This window comes from Lysinibacillus sp. LZ02, from assembly GCF_050613145.1.
Lineage (GTDB): Bacteria > Bacillota > Bacilli > Bacillales_A > Planococcaceae > Lysinibacillus_B.
Genome location: NZ_CP192507.1, coordinates 2,152,749 through 2,171,735, shown reverse-complemented (window position 1 = coordinate 2,171,735; position 18,987 = coordinate 2,152,749). Strand labels below are relative to the sequence as shown.

Annotated in this window: 15 protein-coding genes; 11 read left to right on the top strand and 4 right to left on the bottom strand. The window is 36.5% G+C overall.

Annotated features, from left to right (window positions below):
- Nucleotides 1-55: 55 nt before the first annotated feature.
- The 4 genes from ACQQ2I_RS10600 to ACQQ2I_RS10585 form a co-directional block, all read right to left on the bottom strand.
- Nucleotides 56-1,600 (bottom strand): solute symporter family protein, encoded by a 1,545-nt coding sequence (locus ACQQ2I_RS10600; protein WP_431026763.1) that lies wholly within the window; start codon nucleotides 1,598-1,600, stop codon nucleotides 56-58.
- Nucleotides 1,597-1,923 (bottom strand): DUF485 domain-containing protein, encoded by a 327-nt coding sequence (locus ACQQ2I_RS10595; RefSeq protein WP_431026762.1) that lies wholly within the window; start codon nucleotides 1,921-1,923, stop codon nucleotides 1,597-1,599. Before ACQQ2I_RS10595 ends, ACQQ2I_RS10600 begins: the two co-directional genes overlap by 4 nt.
- Before the next feature lie 416 nt (nucleotides 1,924-2,339).
- Nucleotides 2,340-3,896: a solute symporter family protein gene (locus tag ACQQ2I_RS10590; RefSeq protein WP_431026761.1), complete on the bottom strand. Its 1,557-nt coding sequence runs from the start codon at nucleotides 3,894-3,896 to the stop codon at nucleotides 2,340-2,342.
- A gap of 3 nt (nucleotides 3,897-3,899) precedes the next feature.
- Nucleotides 3,900-4,229: a DUF485 domain-containing protein gene (locus tag ACQQ2I_RS10585; RefSeq protein ID WP_391370863.1), complete on the bottom strand. Its 330-nt coding sequence runs from the start codon at nucleotides 4,227-4,229 to the stop codon at nucleotides 3,900-3,902.
- Nucleotides 4,230-4,949: 720 nt separating this feature from the next.
- On the opposite strand from ACQQ2I_RS10585, the gene ACQQ2I_RS10580 reads away from it, so the two are divergent.
- The 11 genes from ACQQ2I_RS10580 to ACQQ2I_RS10530 all read left to right on the top strand — a co-directional run bounded on the left by ACQQ2I_RS10580 (nucleotide 4,950) and on the right by ACQQ2I_RS10530 (nucleotide 18,986).
- Nucleotides 4,950-7,061: a choice-of-anchor I family protein gene (locus ACQQ2I_RS10580; RefSeq protein ID WP_431026760.1), complete on the top strand. Its 2,112-nt coding sequence runs from the start codon at nucleotides 4,950-4,952 to the stop codon at nucleotides 7,059-7,061.
- 209 nt (nucleotides 7,062-7,270) lie between these two features.
- On the top strand, nucleotides 7,271-7,540 hold the full coding sequence (locus ACQQ2I_RS10575) for a hypothetical protein (RefSeq protein ID WP_431026759.1): 270 nt from the start codon (nucleotides 7,271-7,273) through the stop codon (nucleotides 7,538-7,540).
- Nucleotides 7,541-7,555: 15 nt separating this feature from the next.
- Entirely contained in the window at nucleotides 7,556-8,176 is a 621-nt protein-coding gene (locus ACQQ2I_RS10570; protein ID WP_431026758.1) for an HAD hydrolase-like protein, read from the top strand.
- A 328-nt stretch (nucleotides 8,177-8,504) separates the two neighbouring features.
- A complete protein-coding gene (locus ACQQ2I_RS10565; RefSeq protein ID WP_431026757.1) occupies nucleotides 8,505-10,538 on the top strand; it encodes a methyl-accepting chemotaxis protein in 2,034 nt (677 codons plus the stop codon).
- A gap of 291 nt (nucleotides 10,539-10,829) precedes the next feature.
- On the top strand, nucleotides 10,830-12,101 hold the full coding sequence (locus tag ACQQ2I_RS10560; RefSeq protein WP_431026756.1) for an MFS transporter: 1,272 nt from the start codon (nucleotides 10,830-10,832) through the stop codon (nucleotides 12,099-12,101).
- A gap of 218 nt (nucleotides 12,102-12,319) precedes the next feature.
- Nucleotides 12,320-13,858, top strand: coding sequence for a spore germination protein (locus ACQQ2I_RS10555; protein ID WP_431026755.1), 1,539 nt, complete (start codon nucleotides 12,320-12,322; stop codon nucleotides 13,856-13,858).
- Nucleotides 13,855-14,961: a GerAB/ArcD/ProY family transporter gene (locus ACQQ2I_RS10550; RefSeq protein ID WP_431026754.1), complete on the top strand. Its 1,107-nt coding sequence runs from the start codon at nucleotides 13,855-13,857 to the stop codon at nucleotides 14,959-14,961. The genes ACQQ2I_RS10555 and ACQQ2I_RS10550 overlap by 4 nt, the downstream gene beginning before the upstream one ends.
- The gene (locus ACQQ2I_RS10545; RefSeq protein WP_431026753.1) at nucleotides 14,951-16,117 is read left to right on the top strand and encodes a Ger(x)C family spore germination protein; all 1,167 of its coding nucleotides are present in this window, start codon (nucleotides 14,951-14,953) and stop codon (nucleotides 16,115-16,117) included. The genes ACQQ2I_RS10550 and ACQQ2I_RS10545 overlap by 11 nt, the downstream gene beginning before the upstream one ends.
- Nucleotides 16,118-16,512: 395 nt before the next feature.
- Nucleotides 16,513-17,181 carry a type A chloramphenicol O-acetyltransferase gene (catA, locus tag ACQQ2I_RS10540; protein ID WP_431026752.1) on the top strand — a complete coding sequence of 223 codons (669 nt, stop codon included), beginning with the start codon at nucleotides 16,513-16,515 and terminating at the stop codon, nucleotides 17,179-17,181.
- 210 nt (nucleotides 17,182-17,391) lie between these two features.
- Nucleotides 17,392-17,709, top strand: coding sequence for an ArsR/SmtB family transcription factor (locus tag ACQQ2I_RS10535; RefSeq protein WP_431026751.1), 318 nt, complete (start codon nucleotides 17,392-17,394; stop codon nucleotides 17,707-17,709).
- On the top strand, nucleotides 17,697-18,986 hold the full coding sequence (locus tag ACQQ2I_RS10530; RefSeq protein ID WP_431026750.1) for an arsenic transporter: 1,290 nt from the start codon (nucleotides 17,697-17,699) through the stop codon (nucleotides 18,984-18,986). Before ACQQ2I_RS10535 ends, ACQQ2I_RS10530 begins: the two co-directional genes overlap by 13 nt.
- Nucleotide 18,987: the final 1 nt, after the last annotated feature.

Genomic DNA, 18,987 nt, shown 5'->3' with positions numbered 1-18,987 from the left:
AAATAAAAAGACTCTCGACCGAAGCCGAGAGCCCATCCCCTTGTGAATAAAACGATTAGTGTGATACGTCTTGTACAGAAATACCAGTTTGTGCTTTAACTTCTACTTCACGGTAGATTGCTGGGTTTTCAGCAGGTGTTAAGTAACTACCTAACCAACCAGCTAAGAAGCCAAGTGGTACTGTAATGATCGCTGGGTTTGCTAATTTGATTAATGCTTCACCAACGAAGATTGCTTTACCTGGTTCTGGGTTCCATACGTTTGGAGACATTGCCACTAATACTAAACATGAAACTAAACCTACGATAATTGCTGTTACTGCACCAGAAGTATTGAAACGTTTCCAGTAAATTGTGTAAATGATTACTGGTAAGTTTGCAGATGCTGCGATACAGAATGCGAATGATACTAAGAACGCTACGTTTAATGTTTGAGCGCCTAACGCTAAAAGGATTGAGATGACAGCAATTGTGATTGAACCAATACGAGCAGCCACGACTTGCTCTTTCTCTGACACTTGTCCTTTTTTAATAATTTGACCGTAAATATCGTGTGATAGGGCAGATGCACCTGAAAGTACAAGACCTGCTACTACCGCTAAGATTGTTGCGAACGCTACAGCAGAGACGAATGAGAATAGGATTTCGCCGCCAAGTGCTTCTGCTAATAATGGCGCTGCTAAGTTACCAGCTGGGTTTGCTGCAATGATATTGTCAATTCCTACGAATGCCGCAGCACCGAATCCTAAGAAGATTGTTAATACATAGAAAATACCTACAATCCAAGTAGCCCAAATAACAGAAGAACGAGCTGTTTGAGCGTCTTTTACTGTGAAGAAACGCATTAGGATATGTGGAAGACCCGCTGTACCAAGTACTAACGCGATTAACATTGAGATTGTATCAATCCCGTTCGTATACTTTAATCCAGGATTTAAGTATGCTTCACCATATTCAGTAGCTGTTTTCATTTCTGTAAACATTGTACCGATGTTGAAGTTGAACTTTAATAATACTAAGAATGAAATAATGATTGTACCAACCATTAATAAACAAGCTTTAATAATTTGAACCCAAGAAGTGGCTGTCATACCACCAAATAATACGTAAGTTGTCATCATGATACCTACAAGAATAACAGCCCATTTGTACTCGATACCTAATAATAATTGAATAAGTGCACCCGCACCAACAAGTTGTGCGATCATATAGAAGAATACGATAGTAATAGTAGATAATGCCGCTGCTCCCCGTACCTTTGCTTTGTCGAAACGAGCTGTAATCATATCCGCTAACGTGAATTTACCTAAGTTACGTAAAGGCTCTGCTACGATGTAAAGTACAACTAAGTATGCTACTAAATATCCTACAGAGAAGAAGAATCCATCAAAACCGAATAATGCAATCGATCCGGCGATCCCTAGGAATGATGCAGCTGATAAGTAGTCACCAGCGATTGCTAAACCATTTTGCCAGCCAGTTAAACCGCCACCAGCTGTATAGAAGTCACTTGCACTTGATGTACGTCTAGATGCCCACCAAGTTACGACTAATGTGGCACCTACAATTCCTACGAAGAAGAAAATCGCTATGAAGCTCATGAGCTAACACCCCTTTCATATTCTTGAATAATTTCTTTTGCTTGGCGGTCAAATTTGTTTGCTCTCGCTACATACAGATGACAAAGACCCCAAGTCATGACAAACAGACCGAAAGAATAGAACCAAACCCACGTAACATCTCCAACTGCTTTCTGATGCAAAATATCAGTGTAAGAAGTTAGAACTGGTAGCAACATATAAGCTCCTAAAAAGATTACTGTGAGTGTCCAAAGGAATGCATTCTTTTTCTTTGATAATTGTTTGAACGACTCTTGTTCCGCGATTCTGTCATAATCGACAATTGGTTTGTGTTTTTTCGACATAACCATACCCCCTTTTAAGTTAAGAAACATTTTACTGCTTTATGTTTGTAAAATTCTGCTTGAGAACCTTTACATTTTTCATTTTATGGCAGTGTTCACAGGAATGCAATAGTTATTCTACAAATTTTCTGAAAAAAATTTCTAGAATATTAGTTTTACCGAGATAATTATATATTTTTTATAGAAGAATAACGTTCGGTAAGAATTGAGAATGTTGATATAACAACGTTTATAGGGGTATTGACAAACAAAAAGGGTGCATAAGAGACAAAAAAATGTATTCTGTTATAAAAAAAGAGGGGAGATAATGTTTCGTATACTAAAACATTTTTGGAGATTTTAATATAGTCTTATAAGATATTACTTTTCTTATATAAAAAAAGCACCAGGATTTGCACCCTGATGCTTGGAAAATATTAGTGAGATACGTCAGAAACCGACACACCTGTATTTGCTTTAACGCGGATTTCTTTGTAGATTTCTGCCGCTTGTTTTTGATCTACTTTGCTAGCTGTCAACACAGATGCTAACCAACCTGCAAAGAAGCCAAGTGGAATTGTAATAATTGCTGGTACTGCAAGTGGAAGTAATGGCGTACCAACGAAGATAGCTTTCCCTTCAACTGGATTCCATACGTTTGGACCCATAGCACCTAATACTAAACATGAAACTAAACCAACTACCATTGCTGCAATGGCACCGTTTGCATTGAATTTTTTCCAGTAAATTGTGTAAAGGATTACTGGTAAGTTTGCAGATGCACCGATACAGAATGCAAATGATACTAAGAATGATACGTTTAAGCTTTGTGCAAATAACGCTAAGATAATAGAAAGAATCGCGATTGAAATAGAACCGATACGAGCAGCAATAACTTGTTGCTTTTCAGTTAATTTACCGTCTTTAATGATTTCACCGTAAATATCATGAGAAATGGCAGACGCACCTGTTAATACTAAACCAGATACTACCGCTAAAATTGTTGCGAATGCTACTGCACCGATAAATGATAATAAAATATTTCCACCTAATATTTCAGCTAAAAGTGGGGCAGCTGTGTTACCTGCTGGACTTTGTGCAACGATGTCATCAATTCCTACGAAATGCATAGCACCGAAGCCTAAGAAAATTGTTAATGAGAAGAAAATGGCTGTAATCCAAGTTGTCCAGTTAATTGATTGACGTGCTGTACGAGCATCTTTAACCGTGAAGAAACGCATTAAAATATGTGGTAAACCAGATGTACCAAGTACTAATGCCATCATCATTGAAACAGAATCAATAGAACTTGTATATTTAATACCAGGGTTTAAATATTGTTCACCGTGCTCTGAAGCGATTGTATCGAACATAGTCATTAAATTGAAATCGAATTTAATAAATACTAAAAGTGCAAGTAATGCTGTACCAAATAATAATAAACCAGCTTTAATGATTTGTACCCAAGAAGTGGCTGTCATACCACCAACTAATACGTAAGTTGTCATCATGACACCTACGATTAATACAGCGATTTCATATTCAATACCAAATAAAAGTTTAATAAGTGCACCCGCACCTACTAATTGTGCGATCATGTAAAGAATTACGATTGTAATCGTACTTGCCGCAGCTACACCACGTACACGTTTTTCGTTAAAACGAGCCGTTAACATATCCGCTAATGTATATCGACCAATGTTACGCATTGGCTCCGCGATAATGTAAAGAAGAACTAAGTTTGCTACTACATACCCTACAGAGAAGAAGAAGCCATCAAAACCTGTAAGAGCAATGGCACCGGATACCCCTAAAAATGCTGCTGCTGATAAGTAGTCGCCAGCAATCGCAAAACCATTTTGCCACCCTGTTAGCCCACCGCCAGCAGTGTAGAAGTCAGATGCAGAAGAAGTTCTCTTTGCTGCTAAATACGTCACAATAAGTGTTAAACCTACGATTCCAACGAAAAATCCAATTGTTACTAAATTATCCATCTACTAATTACCGCCTTTCGAAGAATGTTCAGCAATAACAGCTGCTGCTGCTTTGTCGAACTTTGCAGCCATACGTACATAAACCATTGCTAATATGACCGTCATAATAAATAGTGCAGCCGAATAAACCCAAACACCTGTAATGTTACCAAACCATTTCTGTTGTAATACAGACGTGAAGGCTAGGATTGGTAAAAAGATATAAAATGTTAAAAATGCTGCTGCAACGCCAAAAAGAAACGTGTTTTTCTTCTTAACAAATTGGTTGAACGACTCCATTTGGTCGATCTTTGTGTAATCGATAGAATGATTACCCTTTTTCTCTTGAGCCATTATAATTCCCCCTAATGAAATATTATTCTGTTTTAAACGGTTTATTTCTGTTTGCCTCCCGTTATAAGTCCTTATTGTAGGAGAGAAATCTTTATAATGCAATACTAAATTTTCAGAATTGAAGAGAAGAATATTAAATTCAGACAAATTAAATTGTATAGAATTATCAAGTGTTAAGTAGAAAATATGTGTATAAAGTAGAAACGTAACATAGGAAAGAATAATATTCCTAATATAATTAATTAGAAAATTTGCAGCGCAATACAGAAGAAAAAATGCACAATGCAGAAATTAATGTTTCGCTTGTCTAAAATAATAATCGCGTGCCAAAAGAGGTCTAACTACTACTTTGTTATATAACAAAGTATGTTTTTGTATTTTTTTGATCTTTTCAAAAAATAGAAAATAAATTTCTTGACAAATAAATTTTTGTCGAAATATTGCATGAACGATTCAAAATGGTGTTAGGGAGAAGAAGTTATTTGTCGAAAAAAGAATAAATGAGTGAAAATTAGTAAGGACATAAAATGATAGTAGAGAAATGATTTTATTATCATTTTCCAAAAAAAGTAACAAAAATAGAAAACTATTATTTAATATGTGGAACACTAAGATGGAATGTGGAACTACATCGTATTTACAAAAAACGAAATGCATTTAATACCACCTTTACAAATAGCTTGTACTCTAAAACAAACTAACTAAAAAGGTGGTCAATTCATGGGGAAATATGTTTTTTCAAAAGCAGCATTTGCACTTAGTTTAACGGGGGCAGCGATTATTGTACCGACAGTAGGAGCTGAAGCAGCAGAACCAACATATAAGTTATCATTAGATGCCCGCTATGATTCAGGTGTACAAAACGAAGATGGCGGCACAACGGAAATTGTTACCTACAATAAACACAATCATGCTACGTATTTAGTAAACGGGGAGACGAAAAAGGTAGAGGCGGTTTCATTAAACTATCAAGATGATGAAGCTTTCGCATTAAAGCCGTTTTTATCGATTGATATTGCTCAATTAATCCAAACAGTGGATGCAAGTTTCCAATATGGCGATTTAACAAGTATCGCTGTACATCCAAATGAAAATGTAATCGTTGCGTCTGTGCAGGCTGAAGACTATAACGAGGACGGGTATGCCGTATTTTTAACGGGAGAAGGGGCGCTACTAAGCTTAGTGAAAGTGGGAAAACAACCAGACAATATTACCTTCTCACCGGACGGAAAAAAAGTGCTCGTAGCAAATGAAGGGGAACCACGTGAAGGGTACGGGCAAGATATAATTGACCCTCAAGGCTCCATTTCGATCATTGATCTATCAAACGGTCTTGAAACTTTACAAGCACAGCCTGTGACATTCGAAGGTTTTGATAAAGCAGAAAAGCGTACAGAGCTAGTAAAGAACAATGTACTATTAAAGAAGGAGTCAGCCCCATCTGTTGATCTTGAGCCTGAATATATTTCGGTAAGTGAAGACAGTCAGTTCGCTTATGTAGCAATGCAAGAAAATAACGCCATTGCCACGATCAACCTTACATCAAATGAGGTTATCTCGATTGATGGCTTAGGCTTTAAAGATTTCAGCATCAAAGGCAATGAAATGGATGTACGTAAAGACGGTCAAGCACAGCTTCAAAATGAAAACTACTTCGGCATCTATATGCCAGATGGAATAGCTACATATAGTGTAAACGGGAAAAACTATATCGTAACAGCAAATGAAGGAGACAGTCGTGAATGGGGAGAGGAAGATTCCCCAAACTTCCACTTAAATGAGCAAGAAATCGAAGTAGATGGTAACGAAATTGTCTTTTACGATACAGCAAGCTATGACGGCTTTGAAAAAGATAAAGAGTATATTTTTGGTGCGCGTTCATTCTCCATTTTTGATGCAGATACAATGGAGCTTGTTTATGATAGTCGCAGTGATTTTGAACGCATTACCGCGCAAGCTTTCCCTGAATATTTCAACTCCAGTAACGATAAAGTAAAGCTAGATAATCGAAGCGGCAAAAAAGGGCCTGAACCAGAAGATGTAAAAGTAGGGAAGATTGGTGATGAAGTATTTGCATTTGTTGGCTTAGAACGGATTGGTGGCGTGATGATGTACAACATCACAGACCCAGCCAATGCGACATTCGTCGATTATTTAAATTTACGTGATTTTAGCGAAGATATCGCAGGCGACGTATCCCCTGAAGGACTCGCTTTTGTGCCGGGTGATCACCCGCAATTAATTGTTGGGCATGAAGTAAGTGGAACGGTGACGGTACTAAATTTACTCGTAAAAGAAGAAGTGTTTTATAAAGACATCGAAAACCATTCAGCAAAAGACGCTATTATAAAAGTAACGGAAGCGAATTTATTTAAAGGTGTAAATGCAACGACTTTTGCGCCAAATAAAAATTTCACGCGTGGTCAAGCTGCGACTGTCTTGTACCGATTAGCTGGTGAGCCTGTAACAAGTGACAAAATGCTATCATTTAAAGATGTAAAGTCGTCGGATCATTATGCACAAGCAATTAGTTGGGCAGTAGACAACGAATTGATAGCATCATTAAATAATCAGAGCTTTAATCCAAACAAACCAATCACACGTGAGCAATTTGCAGGAGCGATGTATGAGTACTTAAGAAGTACTGACTATTTATTTGAGAATGGGGAACAGGAAGTATATCTTGATGATGCTAAAATCAGCGCGGAAGCAAAAAACGCTATTTATGCGTTGCAATCAGCAGGCATTATGAATGGAAACAATCACAATTTTGAACCTCAACAACCGCTAACACGGGCACAAGCTGCCACTGTATTTGCGAAGTTATTTTAATGTATACAATGTAATGTACCCAAATCTAAAACCTTGAGGCAGGGGATAATTTCCTTGCTTCAAGGTTTTTTATTTATGAAAAACAATGGAAGTTAGATACTATTAATCAGAAGGAGCAGAAACGGAACAATAAGGGAGTGGTGTGGCTATGAATACAGAAAGTTTAAAGGTCGAAATAAAGGTCCTATCTAAGCGGTATGTTGCTAAATATGATGTGTAAGATAAACTTAGAGCAGGTGAATGTTCAAGTAGGAAACGGGCTATCCATTACGATTGTTGCGTTCGCTTTAATTTTTGCTATTGTATCAATAAGTGGTGCTTGGGTAGAAATTATATACTTGATTGGTTTAGGTATTTTCCTTGCTTTGGCTAACATTGAAAAATGGCCGCTAACAAAAGAAGCAATAGAAAAACTAACATTGTTAGAACAATATATTCTTTTGTATATTGATAGAGTGAAAAAACGCAATAGCGATTGAAAAGAGGAAAGAGTAGTGAAATATATCATTTTTGATTTTGATGGCACTTTAGCGGATTCAAACCAACTGTTTATGAAAGCTTGGAATCTATTTGCGGAGCAATACAATTATGATCAGGTGAATGCAGATGATCTCATTACATCAAGAAATTTGACCATTCCACAAAGAGCGAAGAAATACCGTTTTCCCATGCATAAGCTGCCGATTATTTTACCAAAGGTTTATCGTTACTTTAAAGAGCATATCGAAGAAGTAAAGCTATTTGAAGGAATCAAAGAAATGCTCGATACACTAGCGCAGAAAGGCTATACGATTATTATTTTGTCGTCCAATGCGAAAGAAAACATCGAACTGCTTTTACAGCAAGAACAGGTGGCCAGTGTATCGCAAGTACTAACATCCAGTAAATTATTTGGGAAAGATGCGGTTATAAAAAAATTTATGAAACAACAGCAAGTAATGCCAGACGATGTACTATATGTTGGAGATGAAGTACGAGACATTATCGCATGTAATAAAGTGAAGGTACCATTTATGTGGGTGAGCTGGGGGCTAGACGGATTTGAGCTCATCGAGAAGGAAAATCCGAAATATGTCGTACATACACCAGTACAGCTTATTGATACATTGACATAGTTATTTCAACTCAGTAAAGATATTTTTCTTTGCTGAGTTTTTATCCCGCATTAACGGGCATTAAGACTCCCACCTCAAGACTTAAGGAAAATCGAGAAGCGTAGGTGGGAGATCAACTGCCCATAAAAGCCCGATTGGTTCAACTAACAATCAGTGGGAGATGAGGAACCACCCACTGATTGAAGTTTCACTTTATCTTTATAGCTATATTTTCTCTAAATGTGCTTTAATTTACAAATATTAACTTAAAAACAATGCGTTTGACCTTGTAGAGTACACCTTATAATTGTATATTATTAACAGAAATATAAAATAGGGGGAGATTGTATTGTCCATTAAAAGTAAACTTATGAGCTTTTTTTTCGTTTTTGCTACACTTTTAGTGCTTACAATAATCGTGTTACTTTTGGTTGAAAAGAACCATTTGGGGAAACAATCAGAGGAAACAAACACAAAATTAGAGCAACAAGCCCAACAACAAGTAACGGGAACGCTCGAAAGATTAACGGAGACAATTGCCAATCAAGTTGTAACATTGGAAAAAGAAATTGATGCCTCTATGTTAAATGCAGCACTTATTGTAAAAGAAATGGACACAACTAGCACACTAACTATTCAGGATTTAGAGCGCTTAAAAGAAAATACAGATATGAGTGATTTTTACATAACAAATAACAATGGTATTTTTACAACGACAACAGAAACAGAAGCAGTAGGCATAAGTTTATTTGATATTTGGGAAGGGTACCGTATGCTTCTAACAGGGGAAGCGGCCATCCTGCCATCAGCTATGAAAATGAAAGTCGAAACGGGCGAGATTTTTAAATTTATGGCCATTCCACGTGCGAACGGAGATGGCATTATTCAATCGGCGCTTGCTGTGGATACCGTTGAAAATGCATTAACGAACTATTTTCAGCAAGACTACGGCTTACAAAGCTTATATTTATTCGATAGTAGTAATTTAGTTTTAACGGAGAATATTACGGAAGGGGCCACGTCGCCATTTACAAAAGGGGACACGGTAAATAATGCCACGGTCACATCGATTTTTACAGGTGAAGAGGGATCTACTACAATTACCGAAAACGTGGCTGAAATTTATGCACCCGTTTATTTCGATAATGAAATCCGCTATGTACTCTACGCTGCCATTGATGCAGCGCCGTATTTTGAATCCGTTCATTATACAAGTGAAGCATTAGCTAGTACAACTGACTCGATTAACCGTTCTATTGTAACAGTCATCATTAGCAGTATTATTGTGACGATTGTATTATGGCCTATTTTATTTGTAGCAACAAAAAAAATACTCCAGCCTTTAGCATTATTCGCCAATAGACTGCGCTCACTCGGTAAAGATCAGCAAGACACGGAGATTGTAGTAAAAGAGGCTGAACTACTAGCCATTCAAGATGCAATAAATGATGTGACAACACATTATCAGACGATTTTACAATCTGTTCAGGAAAATGCAACGGCTGTATCGAGTGTTCAACGAGAATATAGGGAAGCTATGCTGACAACAGCTGCAACATTAAAAGAAGTGACAACGGCTGTACAAGCTACGGCTAAAAACAGTCAATCTCAAGCAGAACAAGTAGCAGAAGCCGAAAAAATCGTAGAACGAAAATCGGTCACTTTACAAAGTATTTCAACCGAGGCAAACGATTTGGATGAATTATCTGATAAATCAAAACTTTCCGCTGAATTAAGTGTCAAAGGAATCGAAACACTCCATACAGCAATTGATAATATTGCACGTGAAGTAAATGATAATAAAGAACGTGTACATGTACTATTAGAAAGCTCAGCACAAATCGGAGAAATCATTCATTTAATTAAGGGCATTGCAGATAATACAAATTTACTCGCGCTAAATGCATCCATTGAGGCAGCTCGTGCTGGGGAAGCAGGAAAGGGCTTTGCTGTTGTAGCGGATGAAGTAAGAAAGCTAGCTGAGCAAAGTGGTGAAGCAACAGGCAAAATCAGTAGTATTTTAACCGATTTACAACAAGAAATTCAACATAACAAAGAGAGTACGGATCAGCAGATTGATGCCATTGAAACAAGTAAAGATAAAATGGCTCAAGCAAAAGTCTCGATTGAAAGTCTTATTGAAAGCACTGTACAATCAAGGACGAAAATTCAGCAATTTAGTGAGCTCATCGCTGAATTACAGCAAGATAGCCAAGTCGAAAACCAAGTATTCGATTCATTATATGAGCACATTCAATCGAATGCTGGAAACAGCGAAGAATTACTGTCTATGATTGAAGAAGTCTCACATGCTATGGATCACTTAAATATCTTATTAGAAAACGTAACAAGCAACACGCGGAATTTAGAAAATATTTTTTAATCAAAATTACTTTTCACAGGAACCAAGCCTTCATTTGGTTCCTGTTTTTTTGTCTGCTAGCACCATTATAAATATGCACTATTCTAATTTATCTCATCATTCTTTCAACTAAATAATTTAGTTCATAATATTGACACATTCTCGATATCAGGCTATTGTTGTTACGTAAAGTAACCAAGGTATCAAACATTACCAAAATAATAAAGGGTGCACCTATCATTCTAAAATATAAAAATATACCTATTTTACTAAACACACTAGTAATCAATTAAGTGAATCGAGGATAACATCATGAGTCAGTCAACGAAAAAAATCCACTATGCTTGGTGGGTATTATTAGGATTAGTTGTAATGGTCGGAGCTGCTAAAGGTGGCATTATGACTACAGGGGGATTATTTTTAACTCCCGTTACTGAAGAATTAGGCATTGGCATGGGCAGTTTAACATTGTACTTTAGTATATCATCCATCGTAACAATGATCTCCTTACCGATTGCAGGTAAGATGATAACAAAATACAATATTAGAGTGCTTTTAGTAGTAGCAGTTATTTTGGAGGCAGGATCCTTTGCGATGTTTGGTTTCATGAACTCCGTATGGGGTTGGTATTTATTTGCTATCCCGATGGCAATGGGTTCTGTATTAGTAACGCAATTGGCAGGTCCTGTCCTGATTAATAATTGGTTTAAAAAGCACAGAGGTTTGGCAATCGGCATTATGGTTGGAGCCGGTGGTTTAATCGGTGCTTTCCTTCAACCAGTAGCAGGGAATTTAATCGCGAGTGAAGGTTGGCGAAATACGTATATTATTTTAGGGGTCGGCGTAATGGCGGTCGTGATACCGGTCGTGCTCTTAACAATACGAATGGCACCACAACAAAAAGGGTTACAGCCATATGGTATGGATGAAATGAAGCCAAATCAAGAGAATAATCAAGTATCAACTACTACAAATAGTGGTGTAAATTTTAAAATAGCCAAAAAATCAAGTGCTTTTTATTTTTTAGTAATTTTCTTCTTATTCGATACTTCAATCGGTGCATTTAATCAACATGTTGCACCGTTTGCAATGAGTTTAGGCTACGATATCAAGTTTGCAGGGAATGCAATGGGTACTTGGTCGGTCGGTGTTGTCATCGGTGCATTATTTTTCGGTTTCCTCAGTGATAAAATCGGCGTGAAAAATACAACGATTGCCGCAATGCTGATAGGGTTAGTGCCGGTAGGAATTTTGTTAACAACTCCTGAAAACCCATTGATGTTTACGATTGCTACAGGTTTATATGGATTTGTTGTTTCATCTCTTGGGACATTAGGGCCTCTTTTAACGACAGCTCTATTTGGCAATAAAGAGTTCAGTCAAATTTATGGACTTGCAATAACAGGCTTAGCGATTGCAGGGATTGTTGCACTACCCGGATATGGCTTTATTTTTGAAGTCACAGGTAGTTATACTTATGTGCTATACGGTATTTTTGTCATGTTTATCTTAAATGTCGGAGCCATTACTTTAGCATTTAAAGGGAAAAAGAAATTAGAACAAGCAGGATTGTGGAATGAATAATAGGATGAGAAGTGATTGCTAACTGCTCATTTCAGACTGTAGGAAAACTCGAAAAAATTCGAGTCTGCCTACAGTTTTTTTTATCCATTCGATGCCTTTTATCCACATTCTGAATTTCGTTTTCTAAGTATAGAAAAAAACGTATAGGGCAAATTATTCAATGAGTTTCATTACTATTTGATATGAGGGATTCAATAGTGAGACATTTTCGAAAGAGGATGAAAAAAAGTGAGAAGCATAAAAAAGAGAGTCAACTAGCAGAAAAACAAAATGAATTTCAAATCGACATTGGCACAAAGCTAGAAGAGAATTTGGAAAGCTTACAAACAATGCTAGGGAAGCCCAGTGATCTAATTATCCGTGAAGTGAATATAGGTGAACAGAAACGTAAAGGTGCCATTTGTTATATTAGTGGATTGACCGACAACAATCTTGTTAATAACAATATTTTAAAAAATATACAAGAGAACAGCAAACAAGTTAGTTCAAATATGTTAGAGCAAATTTATCAAGATGTCATTGCCATAACTGATATTAAAAAGGTTCGAACATTAGATAAAGTTTCTTATGCTATCTTATCTGGAAGTACTGTGCTTTATCTAGATGGTAGCGATACGGTATTGATTATGGGGACAGAAGGTGCAGAGAAACGTTCAATTGAAGAGCCACAGACTGAATCAGTAGTTCGTGGTCCACGATCCGGTTTTGTTGAGAGTATACAAACGAATATTACTTTAATTCGTAGAGAATTAAAGGACCCCAATTTAAGAATTGAGACACATGAAGTAGGCAGACGCTCAAAACAAAAGCTCGTTGTTTGTTATGTAGCTGGCATTGTCAATCCTGAAATTGTAGATGAAATTAATCGTAGGTTAAAAACAATAGATATCGATTTTTCGGCTGGTTCTGGCTTCGTGGAGCAATGGATTGAAGACAGTTTCCTATCGCCATTTCCGCAATTATTGGATACGGAAAGACCGGATCGATTCGTTTATTCGATTTTACAAGGGAAAGTAGGAATCCTTGTAGAGGGTAGCCCTTTTGCATTGGTTGCACCGGTCGTATTTAATGATGCGCTAGAAAGTCTGGAAGATTATACACAACGTTGGTTAATTGGTACGTTCCTACGTTTAATCCGATACTTATCTGTTTTTATCGCTGCTTTTCTTCCAGCTATTTATGTAGCTTTGGTGTCCTATCATCCTGGCTTAATACCGTCACAACTCGCTTTCTCTATTGCAGGAACGAGAGAAAATATGCCTTTTCCAGCTATTGTAGAAGCGCTGTTAATGGGCGTCACATTTGAAATTCTTCAAGAGGCTGGAATAAGACTTCCAAAACTTATCGGTCAAACGATTGGGATTGTTGGAGGAATTGTCATTGGAGAGGCAGCAGTTAGTGCAGGGATTGTAAGTCCGGTAATGGTTGTTGTAACAGCTCTTACTGCCGTTGCTTCGTTTACCATTTCTAATTATAGTGTTGCCATCGGACTTAGAGTCTTGCGTCTAGCTCTTATAATAATTGCAGGTGTATTCGGGATTTACGGCATCATTTTAGGTTATATCATGCTAAATATTCACATGGTCAATCTCAAAAGTATAGGTGTTCCTTATTCAGCCCCATTTTCTCCTAAGTTTCCTAGTGACTTTAAAAATCTATTTATTCGTCCACCTGTTATAGCCTTAAAAGAGCGACCTTCTTATATTCAACCAGTGGATAAACAAAAAATAAACGATGGGGGTCAAAAGGATTCATGACGTCTTTTAAAAGTGCGGATGAACATATAAGCGACTATGAGTTAATGCTGTTAGTAACGACAAATACTCTCGGCGTATTAATATTATCTCTGCCTCGGCTAATTGCCAATAAAACGATCTCTTCAGATGGATGGGTTGGCATTATTTTAGGTGGGGGGGTGGCTTGTTTATTTAGTTGGATGATCGCAAAATTAGTATGTAAATTCCCACGACAATCCTTCTTTTCCTTTTCAGCTCAATTGCTCACAAAACCAGTAGCGATCATCCTTACGTTTTTATTCACTATTCAATATGTACTGACATCCAGTTATCATGCACGGGTCCTTACAGAACTTTCTCGACAATATTTATTTGATCGAACACCGATTGAGGTGCTATGTTTAGCCTTTTTGCTTGTTGTTGTATACGCTGTTTCTGGATCTCGGGTAGGCATTTTTCGTGTAAATGTCTTATTTTTACCTATTATCATAGCCATTACAATGATGGTTCTGATTTTTTCTTTAGGATCTGCTGAATCCAAAAATATATTTCCGGTCTTTCAGACAGATATTCAAGGTTATTTGCAAGCGACTACTATTAGTTTTCAAGCATTCATCGGACTTGGGGTTGTTCTTTTTTATATATCCCTTGTCGAGAAGCCGAAAAATACACCTAAAATAACAGCATTAGGTGTATTTTTGGCAATGCTTCTTTATTTGTTAACTTATATTATTTGTGTCAGTGTTTTTGGTAATATTACTACTTCAAACATCATGTACCCTACATTAGAAGTAGCGAAATCCATACAAATTCCCGGAGGCTTTTTCGAACGTTTTGATTCCGTATTTTTTTCTGTCTGGGTAATGACTGTATTTATTACATGTCTAATCGCATTCGACATTGCGGTCATGTTGTTTCAACTGATTTTTTCCAAGATGAAAAAAATAAATATTGTGCTCATGTTTTCTCCCATTATTTATTTCTTAAGTATGATACCTGAAGATTATCTTGAGTTAATGGAAATTACTTCTGTTTTCAATTACTTTATACCAACTTATTTGTTTATTGTGTTCGTTTTATTGGCCGTTGCGTATAAAAGGAAGGGTATGAAACATGTTGGCTAAATTTGTACTGATCATTTTTAATATCATTGCAGTATTATTCCTTACTGGCTGCTGGGACCGAATAGAAATTGAACAGAGAGCATTTGCTGTTGGCATTGCAATTGATTTCAACGAGGATCAGAATGCTCAACATAACGTGATACAAATAACGCAACAGGTGATTGTGCCGTCTGTATTCAATTCAGCTCAAGATAGTGGGGGTGACAGTCAAGCCTTTCGTAACCTAACCAAAAGCGGAGAAACTATTTTTGATGCGAATCGTAATACGACCAATCTTGCTAGTCGTACAATCAGTGTAACGCATTTAGAAGTAGTACTTTTTTCAGAAGAAGTAGTAAAAGAACCAAAACTATTTGCTAATTTAATGGACGTATTTCTACGAGAAATGGAAATGCACAGAACAATAAATGTCGCCATTGCAAGTGGGAAAGCACATAATCTGCTTAATGTAAAACCTGAACACGAAAAGCTTCCAGCAATATATATTCATGGGTTATTAGAGAATGAAGAAAGTGTCAATGTCATAAAACCAATTACATTCGGTGATATTCAAGAGAATCTATTATCCAAAACGAGCTTTATTATTCCTCAAATTAGAAAATTTAATTCAAAAAGCGTGGAATATGAGGGAATTGCTGTTTTTCATGGTGCGAGTAATAAGGTTGTAGGTACTTTTCATGAAGGTGAAGAAAAAGGAGTAATACTTATGAGAGGAGAAGTGGAATCAGGTAGTATCGTTACGAATATACACGGGAATAAAATAGCAAATGAGATCCTTGATATGAAAAGAGAAATCACTCTTACGAATGAAGATAAAAACAATTTAACATTTGACGTAAACCTTACAGTAAGGTCTGGTATTGCAGAAGTGTTAGGGGTAGAAAATTTACTAAGTGAAAAGAATTATGCACAAATCAAAAAAGCGTTGGAAGAGGAGATTAAGAAAGTCACACGGAAATCAATTGATACGCTACAAAATGAAATGAAGGCCGATGTTCTAGGGCTGAATCAACATTTATATAAATATCATTATCAGCTGTGGGATTCGATTAAAGATAATTGGGAGGATGGGGAAGACTACTTTTCTAAAAGTAAAATTAAGGTAAACATCAATGTCATCATTGATCAGTCTGGAAATATTAACAAAGCACAATAAAGGGAGGGGTAGTATGTGGAATATAGTTGTGGAACGCTTTCCAGGGGTACTCACTATTATTTGTACCATACTTGCATATGCTATCCCCTTTTCTATATATAAAATCAATCAAAAACTGCATAAAGATAATAATCCACCGTGGAAGAATGGAGAGAAGTAATCAAAATGGGTCAACGCAATTAGTGATGTAGCTCCAATATCTTGGGGTGGGTCTTCAAGTAAAAGATAAAGAATGACTCGAAGAAAGATTGTTTCATAACAGAGCGTAGACAAATTTTAAAGTCTATTTTATATTATTGGAGAAGTTTTTACTATGTCTAAGGATGTGTAACGATGAAGATAGCAGTGAAAGTGGCCTCTTAAAATAATTTTAAACATTTTAGGAGGCGAATAAATTGAAATTTAATGTAATTAATATTGATCATTGGGATAGAAAAGCTTATTTTGAGCATTTTCTAAATAATACTAGATGTATCTTCAGTGTGACTGTGAATATTGACATCACACAGTTATTAGAGAAGTTACGAAAAAAGGATATCAAATTATATCCTGCTTTTATATATATGGTTACTCGCACTGTTAATTCTCACAAAGAATTTAGAACTTGCTTTGATGAAGAAGGACGGCTTGGATATTGGGATGAAATGACGCCTAACTTTACTATATTTCATAAGGATGATAAAACATTTTCAAATATATGGTCAGAGTATTCGGCTGACTTTATGTCCTTCTATAAAAACTATCAAGAGGATATGAAGTTATACGGTGATGTAAAAAAAATGAACCCAAAGAAACATGAACCGAAAAATACTTTTCCTATTTCATGTATTCCATGGATTAGCTTCACAGGTTTTAATCTAAATATTTTTAATGATGGAACGTATTTATTACCGATTACTACTGGTGGTAAGTTTTTCGAGCAAGGGGATAAAATTTTATTTCCTATTTCATTACAAGTACATCATGCCGTTTGCGATGGATATCATGCGAGTCAATTTTTAAATGAATTACAGCAATTGGTTGATAGTTGTGATGAATGGTTGCATATAAGTGAGCATAAATGATATTAACTTTAGTCAGGAACTGGCATTAGCTAGTTCCTTTTCCTATTCAGCAACGTTGTAAATCCGCATTTTCCTGACATTCCCCATATTTCATCTCATTATAAATCATGTTGAGGTGAAAGAATAAACCATATATAAGTAAATAATTATTTACAAATACATAAGCTACCGTTAATATATAAGTGAATTCTTATATAAGGAGTGATAAATATGCAAATCGAATTGATGGAAAAGCAGTTAAAAGCATTAGCAGATCAAAATCGGCTAAAGTTGCTTTCCTGTCTAAAAAATGGGGAAGTGTGTGTATGTGAATTTGTGGATGTATTAAATATTTCACAACCAGCTGTTAGTCAGCATTTACGAAAATTAAAAGATGCAGGCATCATTACAGAAAGAAAAGTTGGCACATGGAAGCATTATCGTTTAGCTGAAAATCCATCACCAATTGTTCAACGTGTGATTGATGAGTTGAAAGCTGTTTCTATTTGTACATGTAAAGTTACGGAGGATAGTTCATGTTCGTCTTAGCAAGTTTAATCTTTATTGTAACGTTAATCTTTGTTATTTGGCAGCCTAAAGGACTTAATATTGGCTGGTCTGCCTGTGCAGGTGCGCTTATTGCACTCGCTGTAGGTGTGGTAGATTTTAACGATGTACTCGATGTTGTCGATATTACATGGAATGCCACATTAAGCTTTATCGCGATTATTATCATTTCACTCATTTTAGATGAAATTGGTTTATTTGAATGGGCTGCTTTACATATGGCTCGCGCGGCAAAAGGGCACGGCATCAAAATGTTTGTCTATGTAAGCTTACTTGGTGCAATCGTTGCAGCACTTTTTGCCAACGATGGCGCGGCATTAATTTTAACACCGATCGTTCTTGCCATGGTTCGTAATCTTCAATTTAAAGAAAAGATGATTTTCCCGTTTATTATGGCAAGTGGTTTTATTGCTGATACTACATCTTTACCGTTTGTTGTCAGTAATTTAGTGAATATCGTATCTGCAGACTTTTTTGGAATTGGTTTCGTTGAATATGCAGTACGCATGTTTTTACCAAACATTTTCTCATTAATTGCAACAATTACGGTATTGCTATTGTATTTCAATAAATCTATACCACGTACTTATAATTTGACGATGTTAAAGAAACCAGAGGAAGCTATTAAAGATAAAAAAATGTTTCGCTTATCTTGGTACGTGCTAACGATACTTGTTATTGGTTACTTTTCAAGTGAATGGACAGCGATTCCTGTATCTTTCATCGCAGGAATTATCGCTATTTTCTTCTTACTCATGGCTAGAAAAAGTCCAGTTGTCAATACAACAACCGTTATAAAAGGCGCTCCGTGGAATATCGTGTTCTTCTCCATTGGTATGTATGTCGTCGTTTATGGGTTAGGGAATGCAGGGTTCACAGAAGCACTAGCGGGTGTTATTGAATATACAGCTGAGCAAGGGCTGTTTATCGGTACGATTGCAATGGGCTTTATTGCTGCCTTTTTATCTTCCGTGATGAACAATATGCCTACCGTTATGGTCAATGCGCTAGCGATTGCTGAAACGAATACAACGGGTGTAATTCACGAAGCACTAATCTATGCCAATGTTATTGGTTCTGACTTAGGACCAAAAATTACCCCAATCGGTTCTCTTGCTACACTTGTATGGCTGCATGTATTAAGTCAAAAAGGTGTGAAAATATCATGGGGCACTTACTTTAAAACAGGGATCGTGCTGACGATTCCAATACTATTCATTACATTAGTGGGATTATATATTACATTGCTAATCGTTTAAA

Excerpts from the sequence above, each read along its gene's own strand:
- ACQQ2I_RS10600 (WP_431026763.1), bottom strand. The coding sequence starts at position 1,600 with ATGAGCTTCATAGCGATTTTCTTCTTCGTAGGAATTGTAGGTGCCACA.
- ACQQ2I_RS10595 (WP_431026762.1), bottom strand. The coding sequence starts at position 1,923 with ATGTCGAAAAAACACAAACCAATTGTCGATTATGACAGAATCGCGGAA.
- ACQQ2I_RS10590 (WP_431026761.1), bottom strand. The coding sequence starts at position 3,896 with ATGGATAATTTAGTAACAATTGGATTTTTCGTTGGAATCGTAGGTTTA.
- ACQQ2I_RS10585 (WP_391370863.1), bottom strand. The coding sequence starts at position 4,229 with ATGGCTCAAGAGAAAAAGGGTAATCATTCTATCGATTACACAAAGATC.
- ACQQ2I_RS10580 (WP_431026760.1), top strand. The coding sequence starts at position 4,950 with ATGGGGAAATATGTTTTTTCAAAAGCAGCATTTGCACTTAGTTTAACG.
- ACQQ2I_RS10575 (WP_431026759.1), top strand. The coding sequence starts at position 7,271 with ATGATGTGTAAGATAAACTTAGAGCAGGTGAATGTTCAAGTAGGAAAC.
- ACQQ2I_RS10560 (WP_431026756.1), top strand. The coding sequence starts at position 10,830 with ATGAGTCAGTCAACGAAAAAAATCCACTATGCTTGGTGGGTATTATTA.
- ACQQ2I_RS10555 (WP_431026755.1), top strand. The coding sequence starts at position 12,320 with ATGAAAAAAAGTGAGAAGCATAAAAAAGAGAGTCAACTAGCAGAAAAA.
- ACQQ2I_RS10550 (WP_431026754.1), top strand. The coding sequence starts at position 13,855 with ATGACGTCTTTTAAAAGTGCGGATGAACATATAAGCGACTATGAGTTA.
- ACQQ2I_RS10545 (WP_431026753.1), top strand. The coding sequence starts at position 14,951 with ATGTTGGCTAAATTTGTACTGATCATTTTTAATATCATTGCAGTATTA.
- ACQQ2I_RS10535 (WP_431026751.1), top strand. The coding sequence starts at position 17,392 with ATGCAAATCGAATTGATGGAAAAGCAGTTAAAAGCATTAGCAGATCAA.
- ACQQ2I_RS10530 (WP_431026750.1), top strand. The coding sequence starts at position 17,697 with ATGTTCGTCTTAGCAAGTTTAATCTTTATTGTAACGTTAATCTTTGTT.